Annotated in this window: 26 protein-coding genes; 7 read left to right on the top strand and 19 right to left on the bottom strand. The window is 72.2% G+C overall.

Annotated features, from left to right (window positions below):
• The first annotated feature begins 93 nt into the window (after window positions 1-93).
• A complete protein-coding gene (locus KUA19_RS13775; protein ID WP_308167441.1) occupies window positions 94-744 on the top strand; it encodes a dienelactone hydrolase family protein in 651 nt (216 codons plus the stop codon).
• On the opposite strand, the gene KUA19_RS13770 is transcribed toward KUA19_RS13775, so the two are convergent.
• Window positions 728-1,753, bottom strand: a complete 1,026-nt coding sequence (locus KUA19_RS13770; RefSeq protein WP_217396394.1) for a GAF domain-containing protein — start codon at window positions 1,751-1,753, stop codon at window positions 728-730. The two genes, KUA19_RS13775 and KUA19_RS13770, sit on opposite strands and share 17 nt — an antisense overlap.
• Window positions 1,754-1,883: 130 nt before the next feature.
• Between KUA19_RS13770 and KUA19_RS13765 the strand changes: the two genes are divergently transcribed.
• Together KUA19_RS13765 and KUA19_RS13760 are read left to right on the top strand one after the other, a co-directional pair.
• Window positions 1,884-2,711 carry an MOSC domain-containing protein gene (locus tag KUA19_RS13765; protein ID WP_217396393.1) on the top strand — a complete coding sequence of 276 codons (828 nt, stop codon included), beginning with the start codon at window positions 1,884-1,886 and terminating at the stop codon, window positions 2,709-2,711.
• 56 nt (window positions 2,712-2,767) lie between these two features.
• A complete protein-coding gene (locus tag KUA19_RS13760; RefSeq protein WP_217396392.1) occupies window positions 2,768-3,454 on the top strand; it encodes a DUF4184 family protein in 687 nt (228 codons plus the stop codon).
• A gap of 6 nt (window positions 3,455-3,460) precedes the next feature.
• Here KUA19_RS13760 and KUA19_RS13755 read toward each other — a convergent pair whose 3' ends face one another.
• Window positions 3,461-3,667, bottom strand: coding sequence for an RNA-binding S4 domain-containing protein (locus KUA19_RS13755; RefSeq protein WP_308167440.1), 207 nt, complete (start codon window positions 3,665-3,667; stop codon window positions 3,461-3,463).
• A gap of 14 nt (window positions 3,668-3,681) precedes the next feature.
• Window positions 3,682-4,791 carry a M20 family metallopeptidase gene (locus KUA19_RS13750; protein WP_308167439.1) on the bottom strand — a complete coding sequence of 370 codons (1,110 nt, stop codon included), beginning with the start codon at window positions 4,789-4,791 and terminating at the stop codon, window positions 3,682-3,684.
• A 76-nt stretch (window positions 4,792-4,867) separates the two neighbouring features.
• Here KUA19_RS13750 and KUA19_RS13745 point away from each other — a divergent pair, with 76 nt between their 5' ends.
• Window positions 4,868-5,953, top strand: a complete 1,086-nt coding sequence (locus KUA19_RS13745) for a winged helix DNA-binding domain-containing protein (RefSeq protein WP_217396390.1) — start codon at window positions 4,868-4,870, stop codon at window positions 5,951-5,953.
• Between the two features lie 3 nt (window positions 5,954-5,956).
• Here the strand turns inward: KUA19_RS13745 and KUA19_RS13740 are convergent, their stop codons facing one another.
• Window positions 5,957-7,006 carry a hypothetical protein gene (locus KUA19_RS13740; protein WP_217396389.1) on the bottom strand — a complete coding sequence of 350 codons (1,050 nt, stop codon included), beginning with the start codon at window positions 7,004-7,006 and terminating at the stop codon, window positions 5,957-5,959.
• Between the two features lie 99 nt (window positions 7,007-7,105).
• On the opposite strand from KUA19_RS13740, the gene KUA19_RS13735 reads away from it, so the two are divergent.
• On the top strand, window positions 7,106-8,188 hold the full coding sequence (locus KUA19_RS13735; RefSeq protein ID WP_217396388.1) for a calcium:cation antiporter: 1,083 nt from the start codon (window positions 7,106-7,108) through the stop codon (window positions 8,186-8,188).
• Window positions 8,189-8,279: 91 nt separating this feature from the next.
• Here the strand turns inward: KUA19_RS13735 and KUA19_RS13730 are convergent, their stop codons facing one another.
• The 8 genes from KUA19_RS13730 to KUA19_RS13695 all read right to left on the bottom strand — a co-directional run bounded on the left by KUA19_RS13730 (window position 8,280) and on the right by KUA19_RS13695 (window position 14,709).
• Window positions 8,280-9,287: a hypothetical protein gene (locus tag KUA19_RS13730; protein ID WP_217396387.1), complete on the bottom strand. Its 1,008-nt coding sequence runs from the start codon at window positions 9,285-9,287 to the stop codon at window positions 8,280-8,282.
• Between the two features lie 108 nt (window positions 9,288-9,395).
• A complete protein-coding gene (locus KUA19_RS13725; RefSeq protein WP_217396386.1) occupies window positions 9,396-9,950 on the bottom strand; it encodes a GNAT family N-acetyltransferase in 555 nt (184 codons plus the stop codon).
• A 5-nt stretch (window positions 9,951-9,955) separates the two neighbouring features.
• Complete coding sequence (locus KUA19_RS13720) at window positions 9,956-11,134, bottom strand: pyridoxal phosphate-dependent aminotransferase (RefSeq protein ID WP_217396385.1); 1,179 nt, start codon at window positions 11,132-11,134, stop codon at window positions 9,956-9,958.
• A 51-nt stretch (window positions 11,135-11,185) separates the two neighbouring features.
• A complete protein-coding gene (locus KUA19_RS13715; RefSeq protein ID WP_217396384.1) occupies window positions 11,186-12,421 on the bottom strand; it encodes an MFS transporter in 1,236 nt (411 codons plus the stop codon).
• A 4-nt stretch (window positions 12,422-12,425) separates the two neighbouring features.
• Window positions 12,426-12,977, bottom strand: a complete 552-nt coding sequence (locus tag KUA19_RS13710) for a GNAT family N-acetyltransferase (RefSeq protein WP_217396383.1) — start codon at window positions 12,975-12,977, stop codon at window positions 12,426-12,428.
• Between the two features lie 36 nt (window positions 12,978-13,013).
• Window positions 13,014-13,565 (bottom strand): hypothetical protein, encoded by a 552-nt coding sequence (locus KUA19_RS13705; RefSeq protein ID WP_217396382.1) that lies wholly within the window; start codon window positions 13,563-13,565, stop codon window positions 13,014-13,016.
• A 278-nt stretch (window positions 13,566-13,843) separates the two neighbouring features.
• Entirely contained in the window at window positions 13,844-14,275 is a 432-nt protein-coding gene (locus tag KUA19_RS13700; RefSeq protein ID WP_217396381.1) for a hypothetical protein, read from the bottom strand.
• A 176-nt stretch (window positions 14,276-14,451) separates the two neighbouring features.
• Window positions 14,452-14,709 (bottom strand): acyl carrier protein, encoded by a 258-nt coding sequence (locus KUA19_RS13695; protein ID WP_217396380.1) that lies wholly within the window; start codon window positions 14,707-14,709, stop codon window positions 14,452-14,454.
• A gap of 296 nt (window positions 14,710-15,005) precedes the next feature.
• Here KUA19_RS13695 and KUA19_RS13690 point away from each other — a divergent pair, with 296 nt between their 5' ends.
• Window positions 15,006-15,962: an ABC transporter ATP-binding protein gene (locus KUA19_RS13690; RefSeq protein ID WP_217396379.1), complete on the top strand. Its 957-nt coding sequence runs from the start codon at window positions 15,006-15,008 to the stop codon at window positions 15,960-15,962.
• A gap of 10 nt (window positions 15,963-15,972) precedes the next feature.
• On the top strand, window positions 15,973-16,737 hold the full coding sequence (locus tag KUA19_RS13685) for an ABC transporter permease (protein ID WP_217396378.1): 765 nt from the start codon (window positions 15,973-15,975) through the stop codon (window positions 16,735-16,737).
• On the opposite strand, the gene KUA19_RS13680 is transcribed toward KUA19_RS13685, so the two are convergent.
• From KUA19_RS13680 to KUA19_RS13650, 7 genes are read right to left on the bottom strand one after another with little or no spacing between them, the layout of a single operon-like run.
• The gene (locus KUA19_RS13680) at window positions 16,730-17,566 is read right to left on the bottom strand and encodes a 2-hydroxy-acid oxidase (protein ID WP_217396377.1); all 837 of its coding nucleotides are present in this window, start codon (window positions 17,564-17,566) and stop codon (window positions 16,730-16,732) included. The two genes, KUA19_RS13685 and KUA19_RS13680, sit on opposite strands and share 8 nt — an antisense overlap.
• Before the next feature lie 35 nt (window positions 17,567-17,601).
• Window positions 17,602-17,871, bottom strand: coding sequence for an acyl carrier protein (locus tag KUA19_RS13675; protein WP_217396376.1), 270 nt, complete (start codon window positions 17,869-17,871; stop codon window positions 17,602-17,604).
• Window positions 17,872-17,883: 12 nt separating this feature from the next.
• Window positions 17,884-18,804: a 3-oxoacyl-[acyl-carrier-protein] synthase III C-terminal domain-containing protein gene (locus KUA19_RS13670; RefSeq protein ID WP_217396375.1), complete on the bottom strand. Its 921-nt coding sequence runs from the start codon at window positions 18,802-18,804 to the stop codon at window positions 17,884-17,886.
• Window positions 18,801-20,153, bottom strand: a complete 1,353-nt coding sequence (locus KUA19_RS13665; protein WP_217396374.1) for a condensation domain-containing protein — start codon at window positions 20,151-20,153, stop codon at window positions 18,801-18,803. The genes KUA19_RS13670 and KUA19_RS13665 overlap by 4 nt, the downstream gene beginning before the upstream one ends.
• A gap of 27 nt (window positions 20,154-20,180) precedes the next feature.
• Window positions 20,181-21,518, bottom strand: a complete 1,338-nt coding sequence (locus KUA19_RS13660; RefSeq protein WP_217396373.1) for a condensation domain-containing protein — start codon at window positions 21,516-21,518, stop codon at window positions 20,181-20,183.
• A 1-nt stretch (window position 21,519) separates the two neighbouring features.
• Window positions 21,520-22,677, bottom strand: coding sequence for a glycosyltransferase (locus KUA19_RS13655; protein WP_217396372.1), 1,158 nt, complete (start codon window positions 22,675-22,677; stop codon window positions 21,520-21,522).
• Window positions 22,674-23,552: a methyltransferase domain-containing protein gene (locus KUA19_RS13650; protein ID WP_308167438.1), complete on the bottom strand. Its 879-nt coding sequence runs from the start codon at window positions 23,550-23,552 to the stop codon at window positions 22,674-22,676. Before KUA19_RS13650 ends, KUA19_RS13655 begins: the two co-directional genes overlap by 4 nt.
• Between the last annotated feature and the right edge of the window lie 113 nt (window positions 23,553-23,665).

Here is a 23,665-nt window from a genome sequence, read left to right as displayed (position 1 = left end):
CAGATTACGAGTAAGTTTCAGGCCCGTAAAGGGCCGATCATCTCCGCGCCCAAACGTCGCGCGAAGCCGCAGGCCACGGCGCACGATGGAGTGGTGGACGCGCCGACGATCACCGACCTGACCCTGCCGGTGACTGGGCATGCTCTGCCTGGCACGCTCGCCGTCCCGGCTCGGCCGACCGGTCTGGTGGTGTTCGCCCACGGCAGCGGCAGCAGTCGCACCAGCCCCCGCAACCGGTACGTCGCCGGACTGCTGCACCACGCGGGACTGGCCACCCTCCTGTTCGACCTGCTCACCGAGGACGAGGAGGACGAGCGCGGCAACGTCTTCGACATCGAACTGTTGGCCGGGCGCCTCTCGGAGGTGCTCACCTGGCGTCGTACCCGCCCCGACCTGGCCGACCTGCCACTGGGCCTGTTCGGCGCCAGCACCGGCGCGGCCGCCGCGCTGTGGGCCGCCGCCGACGACGACCTGGGCGTACGTGCCGTTGTCAGCCGCGGCGGCCGCCCTGACCTGGCCGCGACCCGGCTGCCCGGGGTACGCGCGGCGACCCTGCTGATCGTCGGCGGCCTCGACACGGCGGTGCTCGCCCTCAACGAGGAGGCCGCGGCCGAACTGGGTGGCGAGCACTCGGTGGCGGTGGTGCCCGGGGCCACCCACCTGTTCGAGGAGCCCGGCACCCTGCACCACGCGGGCGAACTGGCCCGCGACTGGCTGCTGCGACACCTCAGTCCCACAGATTGACGCCGCCGGGGGTGTGGTGGGCCGGATGCGGCCGCCCCGCCGGTGCCCCGTCGTACTCCAGCGCCAGTCCCGCCTGCGCGGCGAAGGCGCTGACCATCTCCTGGTCGATCGGCTCGAACGGCTCCGCGGCGCCCCGGCGGGCGACCGTGAGCGCCCCGAACGCCCGCTGTGCGCCCAGCACCGGTGCGATCAGGACCCGGCCCACGTCCGTGCCGACGACGTACGGCGCGCTCGTCGGATGCTGGTGCGGGTCGAACTGGAACGCCCGGCCGACGCGGATCGCCTGCTGCGCGAACGAGCCCTCCAACGGCGTCGACAGGTGCTCGAACGGCGCCAGCACACCCATCGCCACCACCAGCCGTACGTGGCGGCCACGGCGGCTCAGCAGGGACAGCCCCGCGCCGTCGGCACCGCTGGCGCGCCAGGTGTGATAGACCAGCTCGCGCAGCAGCGCCGGGGTGTGCACGCCCGCCAGGGCCCGCGTGGTCACCCCGATCATGGCCTCCTGCCAGGCGTGGCGGCGCCGCACCTCGGCGAACAGGCTGGCGTTGTCGATCGCCACCGCCGCCGTGGCGGCCAGGGTCACGGCCATCCGCTCGTCCTGTTCGGTGAACTCGACCGCCTCGGGGCGGCCCGACAGGTCGAGGTGGCCGAGCGTACGGCCGCCGAGCACGATCGGCACGCGCAGCAGGGGCCCGCGCAGGGCGTGTCCGTCGGGCAGGGTGGCCGCGGCGGGAAGGGCGCCGAAGTCCGGCACCCGCACCGGGCCGCCACCCCATTCGACCTGCCGGAACAGCGCGGCCCCCTCGGCCATCAGCGCCAGCAGCCGCTCGTCGCCCGCCGACTGGACCACCCGTTCCGGCTGCCCGTTCGGGGTCACCGTCAGCGCGGCGCATCCCGCGCCGACCAGTGCGCGCGCGGCATCGACCAGGTGGTGCAGCACCTGGTCGAGATCGACGCCCCGGGCCACCTCCAGGTTCGCCCGCAGTAGCACCTGAGCTCGATCCATCGCACGCGCCTCGGTCGACCGTTCCATACACCCAGCCCCAGTATGACCCTTATGAAACACATGTCGGGCAGGTCCGCCGCGCCGACGCGGAGGGTCCCGGTCGGCGGCCGCTGCGGCTAGGCTCGCGGACATGCGGTTGGCGAGCATCCACCTGTACCCGGTGAAGTCCCTGGGCGGCGTCGACGTGGTCGAGGCGCAAGTCGAGCCCTGGGGGCTGCGCGGCGACCGCCGCTGGCTCGCCCTCAATCCCGACGGGACGTACCTGACCGCCCGCACCGAGCACCGCATGCTCTCCATCACCGCCGCGCCGCGCGCCGACGGCGGACTTCAGCTGACCGCGCCCGACGGCGACACGCTGCTGGTGGCTCCGCCCCACGACGGCGAACCGGCCGCCACGACCATGACCCGGCTCGACAAGGTGCTGCTCGCGGGCGAGCAGGCGGACGAGTGGCTGTCCTCGCGGCTCGGACGCCCGCTGCGGCTGGGCTGGCTGGACGACCCGCGCCGCCGCTCGGTCGCCCTCGACCACGGTGGTAAACCGGGCGACCTGCTCAACCTGTCCGACGCCGGTCCACTACTGCTGGCCACGACCGCCTCGCTGCGGCGGCTCAACGACTGGATCGCGGAGGGCGCGGTCGAGCGCGGGGAAGAGCTGCCCGAGCCGCTGCCCATGGCCAGGTTCCGGCCCAGCGTCGTGGTCGACGGAGTAGGTGAGCCGTTCGTCGAGGACGACTGGAAGCGGGTGCGCATCGGCGCGGCGGAGTTCCGGTTCACCGAGCAGTGCGACCGGTGCGCGCTGACCCTCATCGACACCAGGACGTTCACCAGCGGGCGGGAGCCGATTCGGACCCTGGCCCGGCACCGCCAGTGGGACGGCAAGACCTGGTTCGCGGTCCGCCTGGTCCCCGTCGGCGACCCCGCCGTGATCCGGGTCGGCGATCCGGTCAGCGTCGACTGACCTGTCCCGGTCGCGGGGGACCGCGGCACGTGGGCGCGGCCGGTAGCGTCCCTGCCGTGCCGCTGACGTTTCCCTCGCACGCCGCGCTGCCGCTGCCGCTCAAGCTGTGGCGCCCCCGCTGGTTCGACGGGGTCGCGCTGGTCGTCGGTGCGGCATCACCCGATTTCGCGTACGCCCTGGACGGCTCGGGTCTGCCCGTCTTCCCGCTGTCGCACCAGTGGCCGGGCCTGTTCCTGTGCTGCCTGCCCGTGACCCTGCTGTGCGTGCCCCTGGTGCGCGCGGCCGCCCCGGCGATCGCGGCGCACGTACCGGGGCTGCGCGCCTACGGCGTGCTGGGCACGTACCGCCACCCGGTGCTGGTCACGGCCGTCTCGGCGCTGCTGGCCGCCGCGTCGCACCAGGTCTGGGACCGGGTCACCGAGCGGCACGCGCTGCTGGACACCGGCTCGACCGTGCTGGGCGCGGTGGCCGCCGTCGCGTTCTGCGTCCACCTGGTCCGGTCGGGCCTGCTACGCAGCTGGCACGGCGACCCGCCCTCGACGCCAACCCGGCCGGGCCGGTTCTGGCTGGTCGCGACGGTCGTCACCGCCGTCGCGGTCGCGGCGGTCCCGCTGCTGCCGGGTGCGTTTCTGATGCACACCTCGGGGGTACGGCTGCTCGCCGCGCTCGCCCTGGGCCTGCTGACCGCCGCGGCCGCGTCCCGGCTGCGGACGGCCTCGGCCACGCGAGCCGAGGTGGACTGAACCGCCTCAGGCGACGCGGAGCTGCTGCCCGTCGATGCCCACCACGTCGCCGCGGAACAGCTGGCGCCCGCGCCGGGTGTCGACCTCCCCGTTGACCGTGACGTCGCCGTCGGTCACCCGCAGTTTCGCCTCGCCGCCGGTCTCGATCACCCCGGCCAGTTTCAGGAACTGGCCGAGCCGGATCATGTCGTCACTGATCGCCACATCTCTCACGAGATCATTCTTACCTACCGGGTGAGCAGGAACTGCCGCAGTGCCCGGTAGTAGGGCTCGATGGTGGTGACGTCGACGTACTCGTGCGGGCCGTGCAGGCCGCCGCCGCCGATCCCGAAGATGACCGCCGGGATGCCGCGCTGGGAGTAGTAGCGCCCGTCGGCCGCGCCGTGTTTGCGCAGGAAACCGGCCGGGAACCCCTGCGCCTGCGCCGCCGCCCGCAGCGCCAGCACGTCGGGCAGGGTGCGGTCGGCCCAGTGCGGCGCGTCGGCCTGCGCGACCGCGACCTCCACGCCCGGACCACACACCTCCAGCAGGTGCGCGCCGACCTGGTCGGGGCTACGCCCGTCGAATCCGGCCGCGCCGGGCGGGAACCGGATGTCCAACCACGCCTGCGCGGTGGCGGGCACCTGGTTGAACACCCGGTTGTCGGTCTCCACCCGGGCCACGTTGACCGTGGTCACCCACGCCTCGCTGGTGGGCAGCGGGTACGCCGCGAGCAGCTTGTCCACCGCCCGCATCACGGTGACCAGCGCGTTGTCGCCCTGCCACGGGTACGCGCTGTGACCGGTGCGCCCCGTCGCCGACAAGCGCACCTGGGCGATGCCCTTGGAGTCGGTCACCAGCTCCAGCCCGCTCTGCTCCCCGATCACCACGAACTGCCCGGTCACGCCCTGTGCGAGCTGATGTCCGGTGCCGTCCCGGCCGCCGACCTCCTCGTCGGTGACCAGCTGCAGCGCCACCGGGTACGGCAGCGTCGGCGCCAGCTCGGCGAAGACCAGCGCCTGCGCCAGCGCCGCGACCTTCATGTCGTGCGTGCCGCGCCCGTACAGCCGGTCGCCGTCGCGGTGGGCGACGAACTGGTGCGGCTCGGCCGGAACCACGTCCACGTGTCCGTTGAGGATCACCCGGAAGTCCGGCCGGACCCCGCCCGCGTCCCGGTAGACCAGCGCGCTGGGTTTGCCGTTCGAGCTGAACCGCTCCACGGTGAAGCCGGGCCCGACCCGGTCGAGCACCTCTTGGAGCACCAGCTCAAGGGCGCGGTGCAGCTCGTCGGGGCGGTCGGCGGTCGACGGCACGGCGATCAGCCGCGCGGCCGTACCCAGGAAGGTCTCCAGCTCCACGGACCCATCCTGGCAGCGCGCCGCCACCCGTGCCACCGCGGCGCCGCTGTCGGCGCGTGCGACTACCATCCCGCTGGTGGACGCCCGCAGCCTCGCCTTCTGGCGCATGCGCAACCTCGGCCTGCTCGACCCGCCCGCGACCGGTGCCGTCGCGACGGTCGGCGGCCTGGTCGCGGTGCAGTCACAGGACTTCGGCCCGGCGAAGTGGTCGCTGGGCGACCGCGACGGCGCCGCCACCGAGGCACAACTGGACGTCGCCTTCGCGCGCGGGGACTTCCTGCGCACCCACGTGCTGCGCCCGACCTGGCACTTCGTGTCGCCCGACGACATCAGGTGGCTGCTGGCACTGACCGGGCCGCGCGTGCACCAGCTCATCGCGTACTACTACCGCCAGCTGGGTCTGGACGAGGCCACCCTGACGCGCGGCGACGAGGTGCTGGTGGCGGCGCTGTCGGGCGGGACGCAGCTGACCCGTAAGGACCTTGTGCCGCACCTGGCCGCCGCGGGCCTGCCGACGGGCAACCTCGCCGTCACCCATCTGGCCATGCACGCCGAGTTGGAGGGGCTGATCTGCAGCGGCGCCCCGCAGGGCAAGCAGCAGACATACGCGCTGCTGGCAGACCGCGCCCCGCAGGCCCGGATGCTCGACGCCGACCAGGCGCTCGGGGAGCTGACGCTGCGCTACTTCACCAGTCACGGCCCGGCCACCGCCAAGGACTTCCGCTGGTGGTCCAGCCTCACCCTGGCCGACATCCGGCGCGGTCTGGACCTGGTCGGCGACCGGCTGCGCAGCCTGAGCTTCGACGGGCTGACGTACTGGTTCGCCGGGGCGCCGCCCGAGTCGGTGCCGGCCGGGCCGGTGGTGCACCTGCTGCAGGGCTACGACGAGTACATCGTGGGGTACAGCGAGAGCAAGTTCCTGCTGGACCTGGCCCGGCGGGGTGGCGCGCGGCTGGACCGGCCCGCCGCCAACGGGGTGCTGCTGGTCGACGGCCAGCTCACCGGTCACTGGCGCCGCACCGTGACCCGCCACGACGTCACCTTCGACCTGGAGGTGTACGCGCAGCTCAGCGCCGACGAGGAGGCCGCGCTGCGGGCGACCGCCGACCGGCACGGCCGGTTCCTCGGCCTGCCCGCGCGGGTCAGCGTCGCGCCGCGCTGAGTCTCACCGGGCGACCGCGCCCGAGTTGCGGTCGCCGACCAGCTTCGACACGTCCACCGCCTCGAAGTCCGAACCTTGCAGGTTCTTCAGCGCGCGCAGCGCGTCGTTGGACCAGCGGTCGTCCGGGGCGCCGGACAGATACCAGGGCGAGCCGTTGTCGGCCACGATCACGCCATAGCGCTTCATCGCCTCGGCGACGACGCGGGCCTGCTTGGGGAACTTCGACACGTCGACGCTCGCCTTCAGCCGCAGCCGCAGCCCCATCGGTGGCAGTGACGCGTCGGAGCGGTCGGAGGCGGCGTGCCGGGCGGGCCACAGGTACGTGTCGCGCGAGCGCGGCACGGTGATGCGCAGCGCGTGGTCGATCCGGCCCTTGACGACCTCGTCGTAGCGGACCAGTCCGGCGAAGATGGACAGCCCGGCCGCGTCGGCGGAGGTCCACCCGGCGGGGCGCAGCCTGTTGGAGCGCAGGTCGAAGATCGCCCCCGACCCGGCGCGCCAGGCGGTGCCGTTGGGGTAGGCGGCGTACAGCTCGTAGACCTTGCAGGCGACGGGGTCGTACAGGATGACGTGCCGGTCGCCGTCGCTGCCGCGCCCGCCCTCGACCTTCGCGTCGGCGGGGATCGGGTACGGGCCCTTGTCGCTCTCGCCGGAGTACTCGAACGTGACCTTCACCTTGGCCTGGTTCGGCTTGACCGTGGTGACCGGGATGCCGATCGGGGCGCCTTCCCACAGGCCGGAGCCGAAGTCGGGGTGCATGTGCGCGTCGGTGCCGATGCTGCCGACGTACGCCGCCGACGAGGCGTGCACGGGCAGCTTCGACACGTCCAGCCGCCAGATGCTGTCGGCGGGGAAGACCCCGCACGCCGCGGCGGCCGCCGATGGGCTGGGCGAGGCGGACGGGCTCGCCGGGGCGCTGGTGGCGGCGACCGCCGACGAGGTCGGGGCCGCGGCCACGAACGAGGGCTGCGGGTCCGGGGCGGTGTCGCAGGCGCCGAGCAGAGCGGTGGCGATCAGCGCGGCGGCGGTGAGAGCGATCGGGCGGTGGGGCACCCGCGCAATCTAGTGCAACTGGGGCGGGCCTTCACCTCGAGCGCCCCGCTGTATCCGGTATCGCCGCTACAGCCCGTTTCGTCCACGTAGCCTCGTAGCATGGTCAAACTCGGCCGGGTGCCGTGGTGGCTGATCGTCCCGCCGACCACCGCGCTGGTCCTCGCGGCGGCGTGGGGTCGCGCCCTGGGCGGCGCGGCGCTGCTCGTCGTCGCGGCCGCCTTGGTCGGCGCCGTGGTTACCGCGGTGCACCACGCCGAGATCGTCGCGCACCGGGTCGGCGAGCCGTTCGGCACGCTGATCCTGGCGGTCGCGGTCACCATCATCGAGGTCGGACTGATCATCATGCTGATGACCTCGGCCGGGGATGGCCCGTCCCCGCTGGCCAGGGACACCGTGTTCGCTGCCTTCATGATCGTGTGCAACGGGGTGATGGGGCTGTGCCTGCTCGTCGGGGCACTGCGCCACGGCGAGGTCGAGTTCCACGTCGAGGGCGTCACTGCGGCCCTGGCCACGCTCAGCGCGGTGGCCACCCTGGCGCTGGTGCTGCCGTCGTTCACCACCAGCAGCCCCGGCCCGACGTTCTCGGGGCCGCAGCTGGCCTTCGCCGGTGTCGCCTCGCTGGTGCTGTACGGCTCGTTCGTCTTCGTACAGACCGTCCGCCACCGGCACTACTTCCTGCCGCTGGAGACCGTGGGCGGGGACGACGCGCACGCCCCGCCGCCCAGTGCCCGCACCGCCGCGACCAGCCTCGGCCTGCTGTTTCTGTGCTTGATCGTGGTGGTCGGCCTGGCCAAGTCGGCGGCCCCGGCCATTGAACGCGCCGTCGTCGCCGCCGGCGCCCCGTACGCCGTCGTCGGTGTCGCGATCGCGCTGTTGGTGCTCGCCCCCGAGACCGTCGCCGCGGTGCGCGCCGCCCGCCGCAACCAGATCCAGACCAGCTTCAACCTGGCCCTGGGGTCCGCGCTGGCCAGCATCGGGCTGACCATCCCGTCGATCGCGGTGGCCTCGATCTGGTTGGAGAACACCCTGGTCCTCGGCCTGAGCCCCAAGGACATGGTGTTGCTGGCGATCACCGTCGTGGTGACCACGCTGACCGTCGCCCCGGGCCGGGCCACGCTGATGCAGGGCGCGGTGCACCTGACCCTGTTCGGCGTCTTCCTGTTCCTGTCCCTGGTCCCGTGAGGCCCTGCCGCCGTGGCGGGGGCGCCGGAGCGTCGTGCCCGCCCGGGAGAGCAGCCTGGACGCAGCCATGTCGGTGGCAGGCTCAGCAGGGTCACGGTTTCGCGCGGCCGGACCTCACCCTGGCGCGCCGAAACCAGCCGACCAGCGCAGGGTCGAAGAGCAGGATCTGCAGCGCCCACGGCATCAGCGCGCCCGCGACGCCCACCTCCGCTCCGGAGATGAAGAGATCCCGGTTGGCCGCGTTCTCGCCGCGTTCATTGGTCGCCTGCGCCGACGGCGCGAGATCCACCGCGGACTCCCAGATCAATGCGTTGGCGCGGACCGGTGCCGGATCCGCCCAGTCCACTCGCGCGTTCAACGGCAGTTCGCCCACCACGACCCGCTGGAGGCTACCGACGTCCTTACCGCCGCCGTAGCAGATGGGGGACAGCTGGTAGAGGCCCTCGTCGAGGACCCGGTGCGGGTTGTCGCCCGCTTCCTTCAAATCGACATGGCAAGGGGGCTGTACCTCGGGTAGCTCATACCAGCACTTGCTGCCCACGCACATGGTGTACTCGTCGCTCGACGTGAGCAGGAATTGTGCGACGGCATGTCCTTGGAGGTCATCGTGGTTGGCGGTGGTGTAGGCGAACTGCTCGCCCCGCCAGGTGTACCTCCACCCGTCCGGTGCGACGGCGATCTCGGGGACGCCGGGTTCGCCGAGCGTGTCGATGTTCACCGCCGTGATCGTCTGCGTCGAGTAGCCGTAGAGGCGCAGTCCGACCAGAGCCGGGGGATTCGTGGAGTGTTCCGGCAACGCGACGGTCACCACGAGCCCGAACGGCCAGAAATGGTTCGTCGGTTTGAAGATGGTGTCCCCGGGCGCGTTCAGCCGTACCGTGACCTTCGCGCCCTTCACCTCGCCGGGCACCATCGCGGTGATCTGGTGCAGGCCCTCCTGCGGACGGAATGCCTCGCCGAGATCCACCACGGACTCCTCGGTGGCGCTGGAGAAGCGGCGGTATGCATCCACGCCGATCGTCAACGACAGGATGATCAGTACGACGACGATGATCGCAGATCGCCTGGTGGCAGACCCATCACCGTCCTGTGTGTCCATACGCGAAGGATACAAAGGCATCGCCACGGTGCTGAGTTCGACCGGCGCTGGAGTGGATCACCGAAGGACTCGCGGTCGTCGGCGGCATCCGCTGGTCCGGCCCACTTCTCATCGGTCGGTGCCGCGCCGCCAGTCGGCGGCGGTGATGCGCCACAGGACGTGGCGGCGCAGCGGGCTGCCCTCGGGCACGGACGGGTGATCGAAGTCGTCGGCCGGGTCGTGCGTCATGCCGATGCGCGCCATCACCGACTGCGACCGGGTGTTCGTCGTGGCGGTGAACGAGAGGACCTCGTCCAGCCCCAGGTCGTCGAAGGCGAAGGCCAATGACCGGCGGGCGGCCTCGGCAGCGTATCCGTGACCCCAGAATGGGCGGGCCAACCGCCACCCGATCTCCACCGCCGGGAGGAACGGCGCTTCGAACCGGGGCACGGACAGGCCGGTGAACCCGATGAACTGCCCGGACTCGGCGAGCTCCAGCGCCCAGAGCCCGAACCCACGCTCCTCGAACCCGGCCTCGATCCGGTCGATCAGAGTGTCGCTGTCCTGGCGGCTCATCACCGCCGGGAAGTGCTCCATCACCTCGGGGTCGGCGTTGAGCGCGGCGAAGGGCGCGCGGTCGCCGGGCAGCCAGCGCCGCAGCCGCAGTCGATCGGTGGTCAGCATGCCGATCAGCCCTTCCGCAGGCGGATGATCGCCTCGTCGATGACCTCGGGCCGTTTGCAGAACGCGAACCGGACCAGGTGCCGCCCGGCGTCGACGTCGTCGTAGAACACCTGCGACGGCACCGCCACGACCCCGTACCGCTGGGGCATGGACAGGCAGAACTCGACGCCGTCGGTGCCGCCGACCGAGGTGATGTCGACGTTGACGAAGTACGTGCCCTCCGCGCGCAGCACGGTGAACCCGGCCTCGGCCAGCCCCGCCCGCAGCTGGTCGCGGCGCGACTGCAGCCCGGCGGTGAAGCCGGTGAAGTAGTCGTCGCCCAGGCCCAGCGCCACCGCGACGGCGGGCTGGAACGGGCCCGCGTTGACGAAGGTGAGGAACTGCTTGACCCGCAGCACCGCCGAGACCAGAGCAGCGGGGCCGCTGGCCCAGCCGACCTTCCAGCCGGTGCAGGAGAACGTCTTGCCCGCCGAGGAGATGCGCAGCGTGCGCTCACGCATGCCCGGCAGCGTCGCCAGCGGGGTGTGCGGCCCGGCCGCGTCGTCGAAGACCAGGTGCTCGTACACCTCGTCGGTGACGGCGTACACGTCGTGCTCGCGGCACAGGTCGGCCAGCAGCCGCAGCTCGTCGGCGTCGAACACCTTGCCGGTCGGGTTGTGCGGCGAGTTGAGCAGCAGCAGCCGGGTGCGCGGCCCGAACGCGGCGCGCAGCTCGTCGGGGTCGAAGTGGAACCGGCCGTCGGCGCCGGGCCGCAGCGTCACCGGTCGGCGCACCGCCTGCGCCAGCGCGATGCTCGCCGCGTACGAGTCGAAGTACGGCTCGAAGCACACCACCTCGTCGCCCGGCTCGCACAGCCCGAGGATCGCCGCCGCGATCGCCTCGGTGGCGCCCGCGGTGATCACGACCTCGCCGTCGGGGTCGTACTCCAGTGCCCAGAAGCGCCGCTGGTGAGCGCTGACCGCCTGGCGCAGCACGGGCATGCCGGGACCGGGCGGGTACTGGTTGAAGCCCCCACGTAGCGCCGCCTCGGCCGCGGCCAGCATCTCGGCGGGGCCGTCGGTGTCGGGGAAGCCCTGGCCGAGGTTGACCGCGCCGGTCTGCGCAGCCAGCGCGGACATCGTCGCGAAGATCGTCGTGCCGAAGGGGCGCATCCGGGCGACCAGCGGGTCGGCAGGGGTCGTCATGGCTTCCATCTTCGCCGGTACGCCCGCCGACCGTCGCCCCGGCCCGGCGTGTCAGCCCGCGGCCTCGTACCGCCAGAGCTCCGGCACCGCCCGCACCAAGGCCACGACCGTGACCACCGTCAGCGCGCCGCCCACGCCGATGGTCCACCGCGTCCCGAACGCCGCCCCGGCGAACCCGTGCAGCAGGTTGGCCAGCTGCGGCCCGCCGATCAGCACCACCGTCAGCGACCCCTGGATCCGCCCCCGCATCGCGTCCTGCGTGTACGCCTGCGAGATCGCGTTGCGGAACGTGCTCAGCGCGAAGTTCACCGCGCCCCCGCACAGCAGCGCGACCAGCGCGAACCGCAGTCTCGGCGCGAGCGCCAGCGCGACGACGCAGCAGCCCCAGGCCATGGCGGCGCTCGCCATCAACGCGCCGTGGCGGCTCCTGCGGCTGTAGGCGCCCGACAGCAGCCCGGCCGCGAACACCCCGGCCGGGTACGCCGCGTACAGCAGACCCAGCTGGGTGCCACCGCCGGGCGGACCGCCGAACGACCGCTCGGCCAGCTCCGGATAGAGCGCGACCGGCATTGCGAACACCATCGCGGCCAGATCCACGGCGAGCACCGCGACCAGCACCCGCTGCCGGGCCAGGTAACCGAACCCGTCCCCGAGCCGCCGCAGGGTGCCGCCGATCGCGGGTGCCCCGGTCGGCGGCAGCGGCGGCAGCCCCGCCACCGCCCACAGCACGACCAGCAGCGCCAGGCTGTCCAGCAGGTACAGGGGGCCCAGCCCGATGGCCGGGATGAGGATCCCGGCCAGCAGCGGCCCCAGCACCGCCCCGGCGTAGCGGGTGAGGGAGCTGAGGCTGTTGGCCGCCACCAGTTGCTCCGGCGGAACCACCCGGGGCACGGCCGCGCCCATCGTCGTCATCGTGATGCCGTAGCCGAGCCCCTGCAGCGCGACCAGTGCCAGCAGCAGCGGCACCGACGCAAGGCCCAGCGCGGTGTTCAGCCACAGCCCGAGGTAGGTCAGGCCCAGTGCGGCGTTGCCCGCCAGCAGCAGCAGGCGGCGGTCCATCGCGTCGGCCAGGGCACCCGACCACAGCGCCGAGGCGACCAGCACGCACAGCGACACCGTCGCCGAGATCCCGACCGTCGCCGACGAGCCGGTCAGCGTGAACAGCTGCGTCGGTACGGCGACCAGGCTGAACGAGCCGCCGACCGCCGACACGACCGAGCCGGTCCACAGCCGCCGGAACGCCGGGATCCGCAGCGGCCGCCGGTCCACCAGGTACGCGCCGATCATCGGATCACCACACATCCCCGTCGCGCCAGTCGCAGCCCAGGCCGGTACCCGGGACCGCACGCAGGCCGGGTGGCAGCAGCACGAACACGGCGCCGTCCTCCTCGGGGGTGGGGACCGGGCCGTCGTCGGTGCGCACGTGGGTCGGGCCGGGCCACTGCTGCCAGCCCAGCCGCAGGTACAGCGGCATCGCCGGCGCCGACGCGCACAGCCCGCCCAGCTCGTACTCGGCGGCGATCACATCAGCCACCTCGGCCATCAGCGCGGTGCCCAGCCCCCGCCCGCGCAGCGGCTGCGCCACCGCGACCGCCTCGACGTAGCCGGTGCGGCGAACGGTGCCGTCCAGCCACAGGGTGCGGGGCCGGACCGCGGCGTGGGCGACGAGGTCGCCGCCGATACGGCCGAGCACGTGGGTGCCGCCGAGCGCGTGCCGCCAGTCCTCGTCGTCGAACCCGTCGTCATAGGCGTGATCGAGCAGGTCGCGCAGCTCGGCCAGGTCGGCGGGGGACAGGTCGGCGGTGGCAGCTCGGCGCAGGATCATCAGGTCGTGGCTGGGCATCCGGACAGGATGGCACGTCGAGGCGCGTCTGTGTGATCAGCGGGTGGGCGCGGGGCAGGGGGCGCCGACCGGGATGCCGACGGTCTGCTCGCGGGCGGCGACGCGTATCCGCAGGTGCAGGCACTGCGGGCGGTCGACGAGGTAGCCGCCCGCGTACGCGGGCCAGCCGTCGACGCCGCTGTAGCCGGGGCAGGCGGGCACGCGTAGGCGGGTGGTCTCGGGGCCGGGACTGCCCCAGCCGATGCGGCTGTGTCCGGACGGATCGTCGACGACGGCGAGCTCGACGGTCACGCCGGGCCTGACCTGCAGGCCCTGCTTGGCGAACAGCTTGCCGGGTTCGCCGGAGTCGGCGGCCTGCAGCACCTGCCGGGTCGGCAGCGCCACCGCGTCGAGCACCACCTCCAGCTCCGGCCGGGGCGGTGCGACGTCGATGGCGTGGGCGCAGTCGACCTCGGGCACACCGCCGTCGGGCGCGGTCGAGGGGGTGGTCGCCGTCTCCGACGGCTGGGGGTCCGGCGTGGGCACGGTGGTGCACGCGGCGACGGCCAGGCAGGTGATTACGGCGATCGTTGCGCGGGTGGACCTCATGCGGGAGTGAGTCGTGGCGGGCGGCCCCGGTTCCCCGCGCCGCAGGGGTGCTTCATCAGTCGGTTGTACGGCCGAGCCCGCTGTCGGCCATCTGCCACGACCGCACTGTCTCGTCGCTGCTCGCGGTGGCCAGGACGCGGCCGTTTGGGCTGAACACTGTCGACAACACGAATGCCGCGCCATGTGCGCCCATGATCAGACATCGGGACTCTCCCCTCCTCGGGCCGTGCGACGGCGCGTCGCGCGGCCCGAGGACGGAAATGTTCCTTCGCTTGTGCTCAGCAGAGGTAGTTGCCGCAGTACGCGTTGAGGATCGCCACCGAGGACAGGGTCGCGCTCTGGCCGCCCTGCGAGATGGTGACCGTCGCGTAGATCTCGCTGTCGAACGATCCGCCGGGGACGGCGACCGCGCAGGCCACCGAGGTCGAGGTGCACCCGGTGATGACAGACGTCCAGGGTCCGGTGACATTCCACGTGTAGGTGTAGTCACCCGAGCCGCCGAACACCTGGAAGGCCACGTTGTAGGTGCTCGCGGGCTTGCTGTTGTGGCAGTACTGGTACCAGTTGAAGATCGTGCCCGGTGCGATGCGGCAGCCGAACGTCTCGGATCCGAACGCCGCGGCGGGGGAGGCGGTGCTCAAGGTGAACGTCGTCGCCGCCACGATGGCCGCGGCGATCCCGGCCAGGGTCGAACGCAAGCGAGTCCTCATAGGAATCTCCGCTCTGGAAGGTGTCCCGCGAGCCTAACAACCACTTAGCCATCGTTCAATGTCGATTTAATGTCATCCGCACCCGCCTTGACCTGCGAAGGCGGCGCGCCGAGCCCCCGGCCGTGAGGGGCATGCCGGGGACTCCGTCCGATGGTGGCGATCGGCCAGGTGGCAGGTCAGGCCGTGGCGGTCTCGAGGCGGGCGGCGACGGCCGCGCACAGTTCGCCGACGGTCGAGGTGGCCAGGGCCTCGGCCTCGTCGTCGTCGAAGCGCACGCCGTAGCGCTCCTCGACCCGTACCGTCAGCTCGGCGAGGGCAAGAGACTCGAGGTCCGCTCCGGCCGGCCCCAGGGTGGTGTCGTCGTCGATGTCCGTGACGTCGTACTTCATCTCGGACAGCGAATCGAGGACGAACTGGCGGATCTCGTTGGTCATGGTTGCTCCTCGCTCGTGTGGCATGACCGCGGTGCGACGGACCGCACGCCGCCCGGTCACCCTTGACCTGGGCAGACGAACAGAAAGCTTTGTTTAGATTGAGGATCGTCGCTATCCGGACAGTGACCGTACACGGTGGACAGTGGGAGCGCTACCATGACGTTCGGCCAGTTTTTCGGTCGAACGTCCAAACTAAGTTAGTGCATCTGTTTCAATATCTAGATCGCTCATTGCGTACGGTCCCACGGTTCCCTACGCTGACCTCCGCGCAGTCACCGGCCGTCACAGGAGCACCCATGATCGAGATAAAACAGCTGCGCAAGTCGTATCGCAGCAAGCGCCGCAACGCGACCACGACCGTCGACGCGGTCAACGGCGTGGACCTGTCCGTCGCCGAAGGTGAGATCTTCGGCTTCCTCGGGCCCAACGGCGCGGGCAAGACCACCACGCTCCGCATGCTCGCCACCCTGCTCGCCCCCGACAGCGGACAGGCCCGTATCGCCGGGGTCGACCTGCTGGCCGACCCGGCCGGGGTGCGCCGCCACATCGGCTACGTGGCTCAGGGCGGCGGCACCTGGGACGAGGTCAGCGCCCGCGAGGAACTCGTGCTGCAGGGCCGCATGCACGGCCTGGGCAAGGCCGAGGCCCACCAGCGCGCCGCCGAGGCGCTGGCCGCGTTCCAGCTCGACGAGTACGGCGACCGCTGGTGCAAGACCTACTCCGGCGGGCAGCGCCGCCGCCTCGACATCGCGCTCGGCGTGGTCCACCGCCCGAAGGTGCTGTTCCTGGACGAGCCGACGGCCGGACTCGACCCGCAAAGCCGCGCGCACATGTGGGAGGAGGTGCGCCGCCTGCGCGCCGCGGGCATGACGGTCTTCCTCACCACGCACTACCTCGACGAGGCAGACTCCCTCTGCGACCGGATCGCGATCATCGACCACGGCCGGATCGTCGCCCAGGGCACCCCCGAGCAGCTCAAGCAGCAGATCTCCGGCGATGTGGTGGTCGTCGGCCTCGGCGGACCCACCGCGCAGGCCGAGACCCTGCTCAAGGACAAGCCGTACGTGCTGAAGCTCGAAACCGAGGGCGAGACCTCGCTGCGCCTCTACGTCGACGCCGGTGACACCGCGATCCCGCAGGTCATGCGGGAGCTGACCGACGGCGGCGTGACGCTCGCGACCATCGCACTGCACCGGCCGAGCCTCGACGACGTGTTCCTGACCAAGACCGGCCGCTCGCTGCGCGAGTCCTGAGGAGACCTGAGTGAAGCTGCTCCGAGACACCTGGCTGCTGTTTCAGCGGCAGATCCTGCTGATGTGGCGTACGCCGATGTGGCTGTTCTTCGCGATCGCCCAGCCGGTGACCTACCTGTTCCTGTTCACCCCGTTCCTGCAGAAGGCGCTGGTGCCGATGGGCGCCAAGAGCATCGAGGACGTCTACAACATCTACGTGCCCGGCCTGCTCGTGGTGATGTGCTTCTACACCGGCTTGTTCGCCGGGTTCGGGCTGCTGGCCGAGGTGCGCATGGGCATCCTCGAACGCGCCCGGGTGACCCCGGTCAGCCGGTCGGCGCTGCTGCTCGGCCGGGCCGCCCGCGACGTCGCCTCGATGCTGGTCCAGTGCGCGCTGATCACGGTCATGTCGTTCCCGTTCGGCCTGACCGTGCCCCTGCCCAACCTGCTCTTCGCGTACGTGCTGCTGACCATCATCGGACTGATGGCTACCGCCATCTCGTACGACATCGCCCTGACGATCAAGAACGAGGGCGCGCTCGGTTCGCTGCTCAACACCATCGGCCAGCCGATCGCGCTGCTGGCCGGGGTGCTGCTGCCGCTGGCGATCGCCCCGGTGTGGATCCAGCAGCTGGCCCTGCTGAACCCGTTCTCGTGGGCGACCAACAGCGTGCGGGCCCTGTTCTGGGGTTCCCTGAGCGACCCGGTCGTGTGGCAGGGCACGGCCGTGGTGACCGTCCTCGCGGTGGTCACCGTGATCCTGTCGACCCGCCTGTACTCCCGCAACGTCAGCTGACGGCGGTGAAGGTGGCGAGCGAGAGATAACCCAGCAGCGGATCGTAGTCGGCCACGAGGACCTCGTGGCCGACCTGCCCCGCCAGCGCCCACCACGCCCCGGTCAGTGGCTGGCCCGGCGGTGCCACGCACAGCCGGGGCTGGGTGACCGCGTCGGCCACGTCGGCCAACCCCGACCCCAGCACCACCGAGATGCCCTCACCGGCGGCCTCGGTCGCCCGCAGCAGTGCCCCGGCCGCCTGCCCGGCGTCCAGGTTCGGATGCTGGGTGAGGTCGCGCAGCCGGGTCGGGCCGGTCCGCTCGCACAGCAGCCCGACGGCGGCGTGCCGCTGCGGCACCAGAGCGGTCGCCGGTGTCGGATGGGGGAGCATGGACTGCTCCACGACCAGCACCAGCGCCCGCGCGCACGCCTCGGTGCGCAGGTACTCGCGCGCGACCCGCAGGCCGGTGAACGCGGCCGCGTTGCCCTGGTCGCAGATCGCGAAGGCCTGCGGGCCGCCCGGACACAGGTGGCTCAGGTACGTGGCCGTGGCCCGGCCCGGCCGCAGGTCAGGGATCGCGAACGCCAGCACCAGCAGGTCCACCGGTTCGTCGGGGCGCACGGTGTGGCCGATCAGCTCGGCGGCCATGTCCCCGTAGCTGTGGCCGTCGGCCAGGTCGCCGCCAGGGGCCAGGCCGTAGGGGCGGACCAGATCCTCGACGAACGCCTCCAGTGCGTCCTGGTGCTCCGGCCGCAGCCACGCCGGGTCGTCGAACGTCCGCCGAGCCGTGCGGGCCAGGCAGAGTTCCGCGGGCGGGCTGGGCCAGACGGGTGCGCTATCGGTGAACAACTGCTGCTCCCGCCGATCGCCGACCCGCCCCTGCCCTAGCCGACCGCATGCCCGGCCACGTAGTCGGCGAGAGTCCCCACCGTCCGCAGGTGCACCTCGTCGAACTCCTCGACGTCGATCTGGATGTCGAGCTCGTCCTCGATGGCCAGCAGCAGTTCGAGGGTCGAGGCCGAGGTGAGGTCGAGTTCCATGAGGCCGGTCTGCTCCGACACCCCGGGCAGTTCGTGCCGCAGGACCTGCGGCAGCAGGGTGCGGATGCTGCCGACGACCCGCTCGCGCAGTTCGCTGTCGATCTGTGTGCTCATGCCATCTCCGTGTCAGTGTTGGAAGACCATCGCCGAGAAGGTGGCGCCGCGGCCCGCTCCGGCCGCGGCGATGACGTAGCGGTCGCCGGGGTGCAACCGATCGCGCGCCGTCTCGTAGTTGATGAAGGCGTCGGCGCAGAACACGTGCCCGTAGCGGGCGATGTTCTCCAGCACCACCCGACCGGTCGGCAAGCCGATCCGGCGACACACCCGCTGCCACGAGATGAGGTTGACGTTGTGCGGCAGCAGCAGCGCGACGTCGTCCAGGCGCAGCCCCGCCCGGTCGACCGCGGCCAGGATCACCGCCCCGAGGCTGTCCGGGTACTGCCGCTGGAAGTCCAGCGCCACCTCGGCGTGCTCGCCGTCGAACTCGCCACGCGAGCTGCTGGCGAAGGAGAGCAGCCGGTCGCGGGTGCCGCCGCTGCCGACCAGACAGGCGGCACTGCCCTCGCCGAAGACGGAGGTCTCCGGCAGCAGTCGCGATTCGAGAGTGAACGTCTTCTCGCCCGCGACCACCAGGGCGAGGGCGTCCGGGTCGGGGTCGGCGGCCAGCAGTCGCCCGGCCAGGTCGACGGCCTGCAACCCGGACGCGCAGGCCTGCTGGGTGACGGTGAACGCGAGCGCCCGGTCCAGGCCGAGGCTGCGGCACAGGTCGTGCAGCGGATTCTGGGGGAACGGAACGCCGACGGGAATGGCGCGGGCATGGAGCACGTACCGGATCCGATGCTCCCGGCCCCGCAGGTCCAGCCTGGTCGCGGCCGCGAGCAGCAGGTCGAGCAGGGTCCCGTCGCCGTCGCTGCGGATCTCGGCCAGCCCGTGGTAGCGCTTGAAGACCTTGACCTGCATGGGTTCCAGGCCGAGCAGGTCGGCCAGACTGTCGATGGGTATGCGCTGCTCGGGCAGGTACGTGGCCACCGCCTCCAGCGCGGTCACGACGCCACCGGGTCGACAGCCGCGCCGACCACGGTCGATTCCATCCGCTCCAACAGCGCCACCGCGTCGGCGTGGGAGAGGTAGGCGGTGTCGACCTGCACCAGGGCGTCCACGGCGGCCGGGTGCGGATTGACGTGGATCATGAACATCTGGTGCAGGCCCTCGACCTCCTTCCACACGGCTGTGGTGTCGGCGAGCGCGGCGCCGATCTCGGCCCGCGTCGGCGCCGTGGTGATCGGGGCCTCGTCGCCGCGGCGGTCGTTGAACATGCAGCGCAGGTCGATGGCCGTGCCGCGGTCCTCGGCGATGGCCGCCACCAGGTCGTCGCTGTCGAACGGCGAGTAGTAGGCGTGCTTCTGCGCGGTGAGCAGGCGTCGGCGGGCCGACCGGACCAGGTCCTCGAAGCCCACCCCGGCGACGTCGATGGTGCACAGGCCGAGTTGGGCCATCGGGCCCGCCGCGTTGTCCAGCCCGGGGCGGAACCGGTTGTTCACGGTGATGGTGGTGGCGACCTGGGCGACGCCCGTGACCGTGGACAGGGCGTGGGCGAAGGCGGCGTACAGGACGGCGCCGGTGTTCACGCCGAGCCGCGCGGCCACGGCCCGCAGCGCCAGGTGCAGCGCGGCCGAGGTGTAGTCGGCCTGCCAGAACCGCCCGGGGTAGCGGTCGGTGTGGTCCCGGGGGGTGGCACCGGGGAACATCGTCGGCGGGACGGCACGCAGCTGCTGCTCCCAGTACCGCAGCGCGGCCTCGTTCTGCCGCCGGCCCGACGGGGTCTGCTGCATCCGGGCCTGTTCCAACGGCTGGATGCCGGGCGGCCGGGGCGGTTCGCCGGTGACGGCGTCGCGGTCGCGCAGGTCCTCGAACATGGCCATGGCGCTGGTCGGGTCCGCGACGTGGTGTGCCAGCGCCACCACGGCATGGGTGAGCACCCCGCCGTGGCGCACCAGTGCCCAGCGCATCGGCCATTCGCGCTCGTAGTCGAAGTTCTTGGCGGTGTAGTGGGCACCAACCTGCGCCGCGACCTCGGCCGGGTCGGCGCCGCGAGTGTCGCAGACCTCGATGATGGCGGTCCCCGAGGTCGGCACCAGCTGGGTCGCCCGCCCGTCGGAGTCGAAGCGCAGCAGGGTGCGCATCGCCTCGTACCGGCCCAGGTAGAAGCCGTACTCGTCGATGAACTCCGCCACCTCGGCGCCGGGGGCCAGGTCCCGGACCGCGGTCATGGTCAGCGACACACCCGAGGCGACCATGCCCTGCCAGACGGCCTGCTGCCCCCAGCTCAGCTCGCCCGTGCCGCCACTGTCGCCGGTGAACGGCACGGCGATCCGTTCGGCCACCACGATGTCCATCTACCGCAACTCCATTCGCGTGACTTCCTACTGCCGCACCGGCTCGACACCGGTAGCGGCGCCGCACACGAGCGCCTCCATCCGGCCCAGCAGGGCCGCCACGGCCGCTCGACCGAGATAGGCCGTGTCGACCTGCACCTGCGCGGCCAGCACCTCGGCCGAGGCATTGGCGTGGAAGATCAGCCGGTGATGCAGGTCGTCGACGCGGTGCCAGGTCGTGGTGGACGCCGCGGCCCGCGTACCGTCCGGGTCCGGGCCGGGCTCGTCGGGGCCGCGGCGGTCGTTGTACAGGCAGTGCAGGTCCAGCGTGACCCCGCGCTCGCGGCCGACCCGCTCGACCAGCGCGTCCACCTCGGCCTGCACGTAGTAGCCGTACTTCTGGGCGGCCAGCAGGCGGCGCCGGGCGTGCTGCACCAGCTCGTCGAACGGCATGCCCGCCGGGTCGAGGGTGCACAGGCCGTGCTGGATCATGTGCCCGGCCGCGTTGGCGAACCCGGGCCGGAACCGGTGGTTCACGGTGATCACCGCGGCGACCGGGTGGACGCCGGTCACCTGCGCGAGCGCGGCGGCGAACGCGGCGTACAGGACCGGCCCGGTGGGCACGCCGAGCCGGGCGGCGGTGGCGCGCAGCGCCGGTGCCATCGCGGGCGAGGTGAACTCCGCATACCAGTAGCGGTCCCGCGGCGGGGGCGGAGTCTGGGCCGACCGGGGGAACATGGTCGGCGGGATGAGCCGTAGTTGCTGCTCCCAGTAGCGCAGCGAGGCCGCGTGCTGCCGCCGCCCGGCGGCACCGGCCTGCAGCCTGGCCTGGGCCAGGGGCGGCAGGCCGGGCGGGCGCCCCGGCAGACCGGTCGCGGGGTCACGGTCGCGCAGGTCCTCGAACATCGCCAGGGCGGCGTCTCCGTCGGCGGCGTGGTGCGCGATGGCCAGTACGGCGTGGGTGAGCGCGCCGAGGTGGCGGACCAGTGCCATCCGCATCGGCCACTCGTGCTCGTAGTCGAACCGGGCGAAGATGAACCGCTGCTTGAGTTCGGCGGCCACCCGCGCGGGGTCGGCGCCCCCGGCGTCGTAGACCTCGATCTCGGCGGTGCCGCCGCTGTGCACGACCTGCTGCGGCGTCCCGTCCGGCGCGAACCGCAGCAGGGTGCGCATGGCCTGGTAGCGGCTGAGATAGAACCCGTACTCGTCCACGAACTCGGCCGTGTCCGCCCCCGGCGCCAGATCGCGGACCGCGACCAGCGACAGCGAGTTGTCCGCCAGCACCATCTGCTGCCACATCGACTGCTGGGTCCACGTCAGCGGGCCGGTGCCGCTGCCCTCGCCCGCGAACGGCACTGCGATCCGCTCGACCACCGCGATGTCCATCTCAGTGCTCCGCCTCCGCCAGTCGCTCCAGCCGGGCGGCCGCCGCCGCCGCGCCGCCCGCCTGCCGGAACGACTCCTGAACGCGTCGCGCCGCCTGTCGGTAGCCCGGGTCGTCGAGCACGGCCAGGACGGCCTCGCGCAGCTGGTCCGGGGTGGAGCGGTCGAAGCGCACCCGTACCCCGGCACCTGCCGCGGCCACCTGCTCGGCGTTGACCGGCTGGTCGGAGGTGATCGGTGCGACCACCAGCGGCACGCCGTGGGCCAGGGCCTCGCAGACGGTGTTCAGGCCGCCGTGGGTCACCACGGCGTGCACCCGTGGCAGCAGCTCCAGCATCGGCACCTGCCGGCACACCAGCACATCCGGCGGGTACGCCCCGGCGTCGGCCGCCTCCGGCGACACCAGGATGACCTGGACTCGGTCGCGCAGCGGCGCCACCGCGTCGAGCAGCCGCCGATGGAACCCGTCGGCCGTGTCCAACGCGAGTGTGCCCGCGGTGACCAGCAGGCGCTGCCGGTCCGCGGCCAGGCGATCCCACGGGAAGTCACCGACCGGTGGCCGGACCGACAGGGCCGGGCCGACCAGGGCCACCTGCTCGGCCAGGTCCTCGCCCGCCAACGCCGCGCCGGTGAACGCGATCACCAGATGTGGGGAGAAGCGCAGGTCGTGCGGCGGCTCGCCGGGCAGCCCCGCCCCGGTCCACAGCGACGCGAGCACGCCGCGGATCCACGCCTCGACCCGGGGCAGGCCGGTGTACGGCCGGGCGATCTCCATCGAGGTCGGGGCCAGGGTGGCCCAGCGCACCCCACCCAGGTGCGCGGCCAGCGCCCCGGCGATCGCGTGCTGATCCACCGCCATCACGTCGGGCCCGAACTCGGCCACCGCCCGCCGCACCGCGGGCAGCGTGAACCTGGTGTGCGGCACGACGTAGCCCTTCCACCGGGACCTGGTGGCGGTCATGCCACGGTCGCGCAGCTCACCGCGGTACAGCGGCAACCCGGTCGGGTACACCGGCGCCTGCGGGCCGAGCAGCGGCCGTAGCACCGTCTCCACCCCCACCCAGGCCACGTCGTGTCCGCGGCCGGTCAGCTCCTGCGCGACCGCGGCCATCGGGTAGACGTGCCCGGTCAGGGGCAGGGAGTGGAACAGGAACCGGCTCACGGCTTCCGCGCGGCGACGGCCGCGTAGTGCATGACACCTTCGTCGTACGCCCGCTTCATCAGCGGGATGGCGTAGAAGAAGCGCAGCGCGGCGACGCCCCTGCGGCGGGCCAGGTCACGCAGGAACGAGTGGTCGTGCAGGTCGAGCCGCTCGACCCCGGCGAAGTCGGGGTCCCAGGTGTTGCGCACGTACGGTGTCCAGTCGTGCACGCGCACGTCGCCGAAGCCCGCCTCGCGGCACCAGCGGTCGTAGCACCCGAACGGCGGCAGGCTGGGGATGGCCTGGCGTTCGTAGATCTCGTCCAGCAGCCCCGTGGCGTCGGCGTCGAGCCGCCCGTCGCGGATGCACCAGGTGCTGATCGCCAGGACGCCGCCGGGGCGCAGCACCCGCCACGCCTCGGCGAGGAACGCGGTCCGGTCCGGCATGTGCTCCAGACTCTCCAGCGCCCACACGACGTCGAAGGTCGCGTCGGGGTAGTCGGTGCGTACGGCGTCGAGCTGCCGGAAGGAGACCTGGTCGGCCAGGCCCGCCTCACGCGCGCGGTCGGTGGCCCGGACGACCTGCTGGGAGCTGAGCGTGATGCCTTCCACCCGGCAGCCCAGTTCGCGGGCCAGGTAGAGCGCGGGGCCGCCGATGCCGCAGCCCGCGTCGAGCAGGTGCGCACCGGCCGGGACCGCGGCGAACGCGGCCAGCTCGCTGACCGTGCGGTCGGAGGCGGCGTGCCGGTCCGGTCCGTCGGCGGCGGGGCTCTCGCCGAGATCCCAGTAGCCATGGTGGACGTGCTCGCCCCACAGGCCTTCGTACAGGTCGATCGTACTGTCGTAGTACTGCTCGACCGCCTTGTTCAGGTCTTGCGCCAGCTGTCCGGCACTCACGCCAAAGCTCCTGACCATCCACATTGGTCCGACATCGCGATCGCCCACGTTACGGCGGAAGAGTTCGGCTGGACAATCAACAAACTACCCGAGGGCGCGGCAGCCGAGCGGTT

It is taken from the genome of Catellatospora tritici, from assembly GCF_019083965.1.
GTDB classification, from domain to species: domain Bacteria; phylum Actinomycetota; class Actinomycetes; order Mycobacteriales; family Micromonosporaceae; genus Catellatospora; species Catellatospora tritici.
The sequence above is the reverse complement of the archived record's forward strand: the minus strand, read 5'-3'. Positions and strand labels throughout refer to the sequence as shown.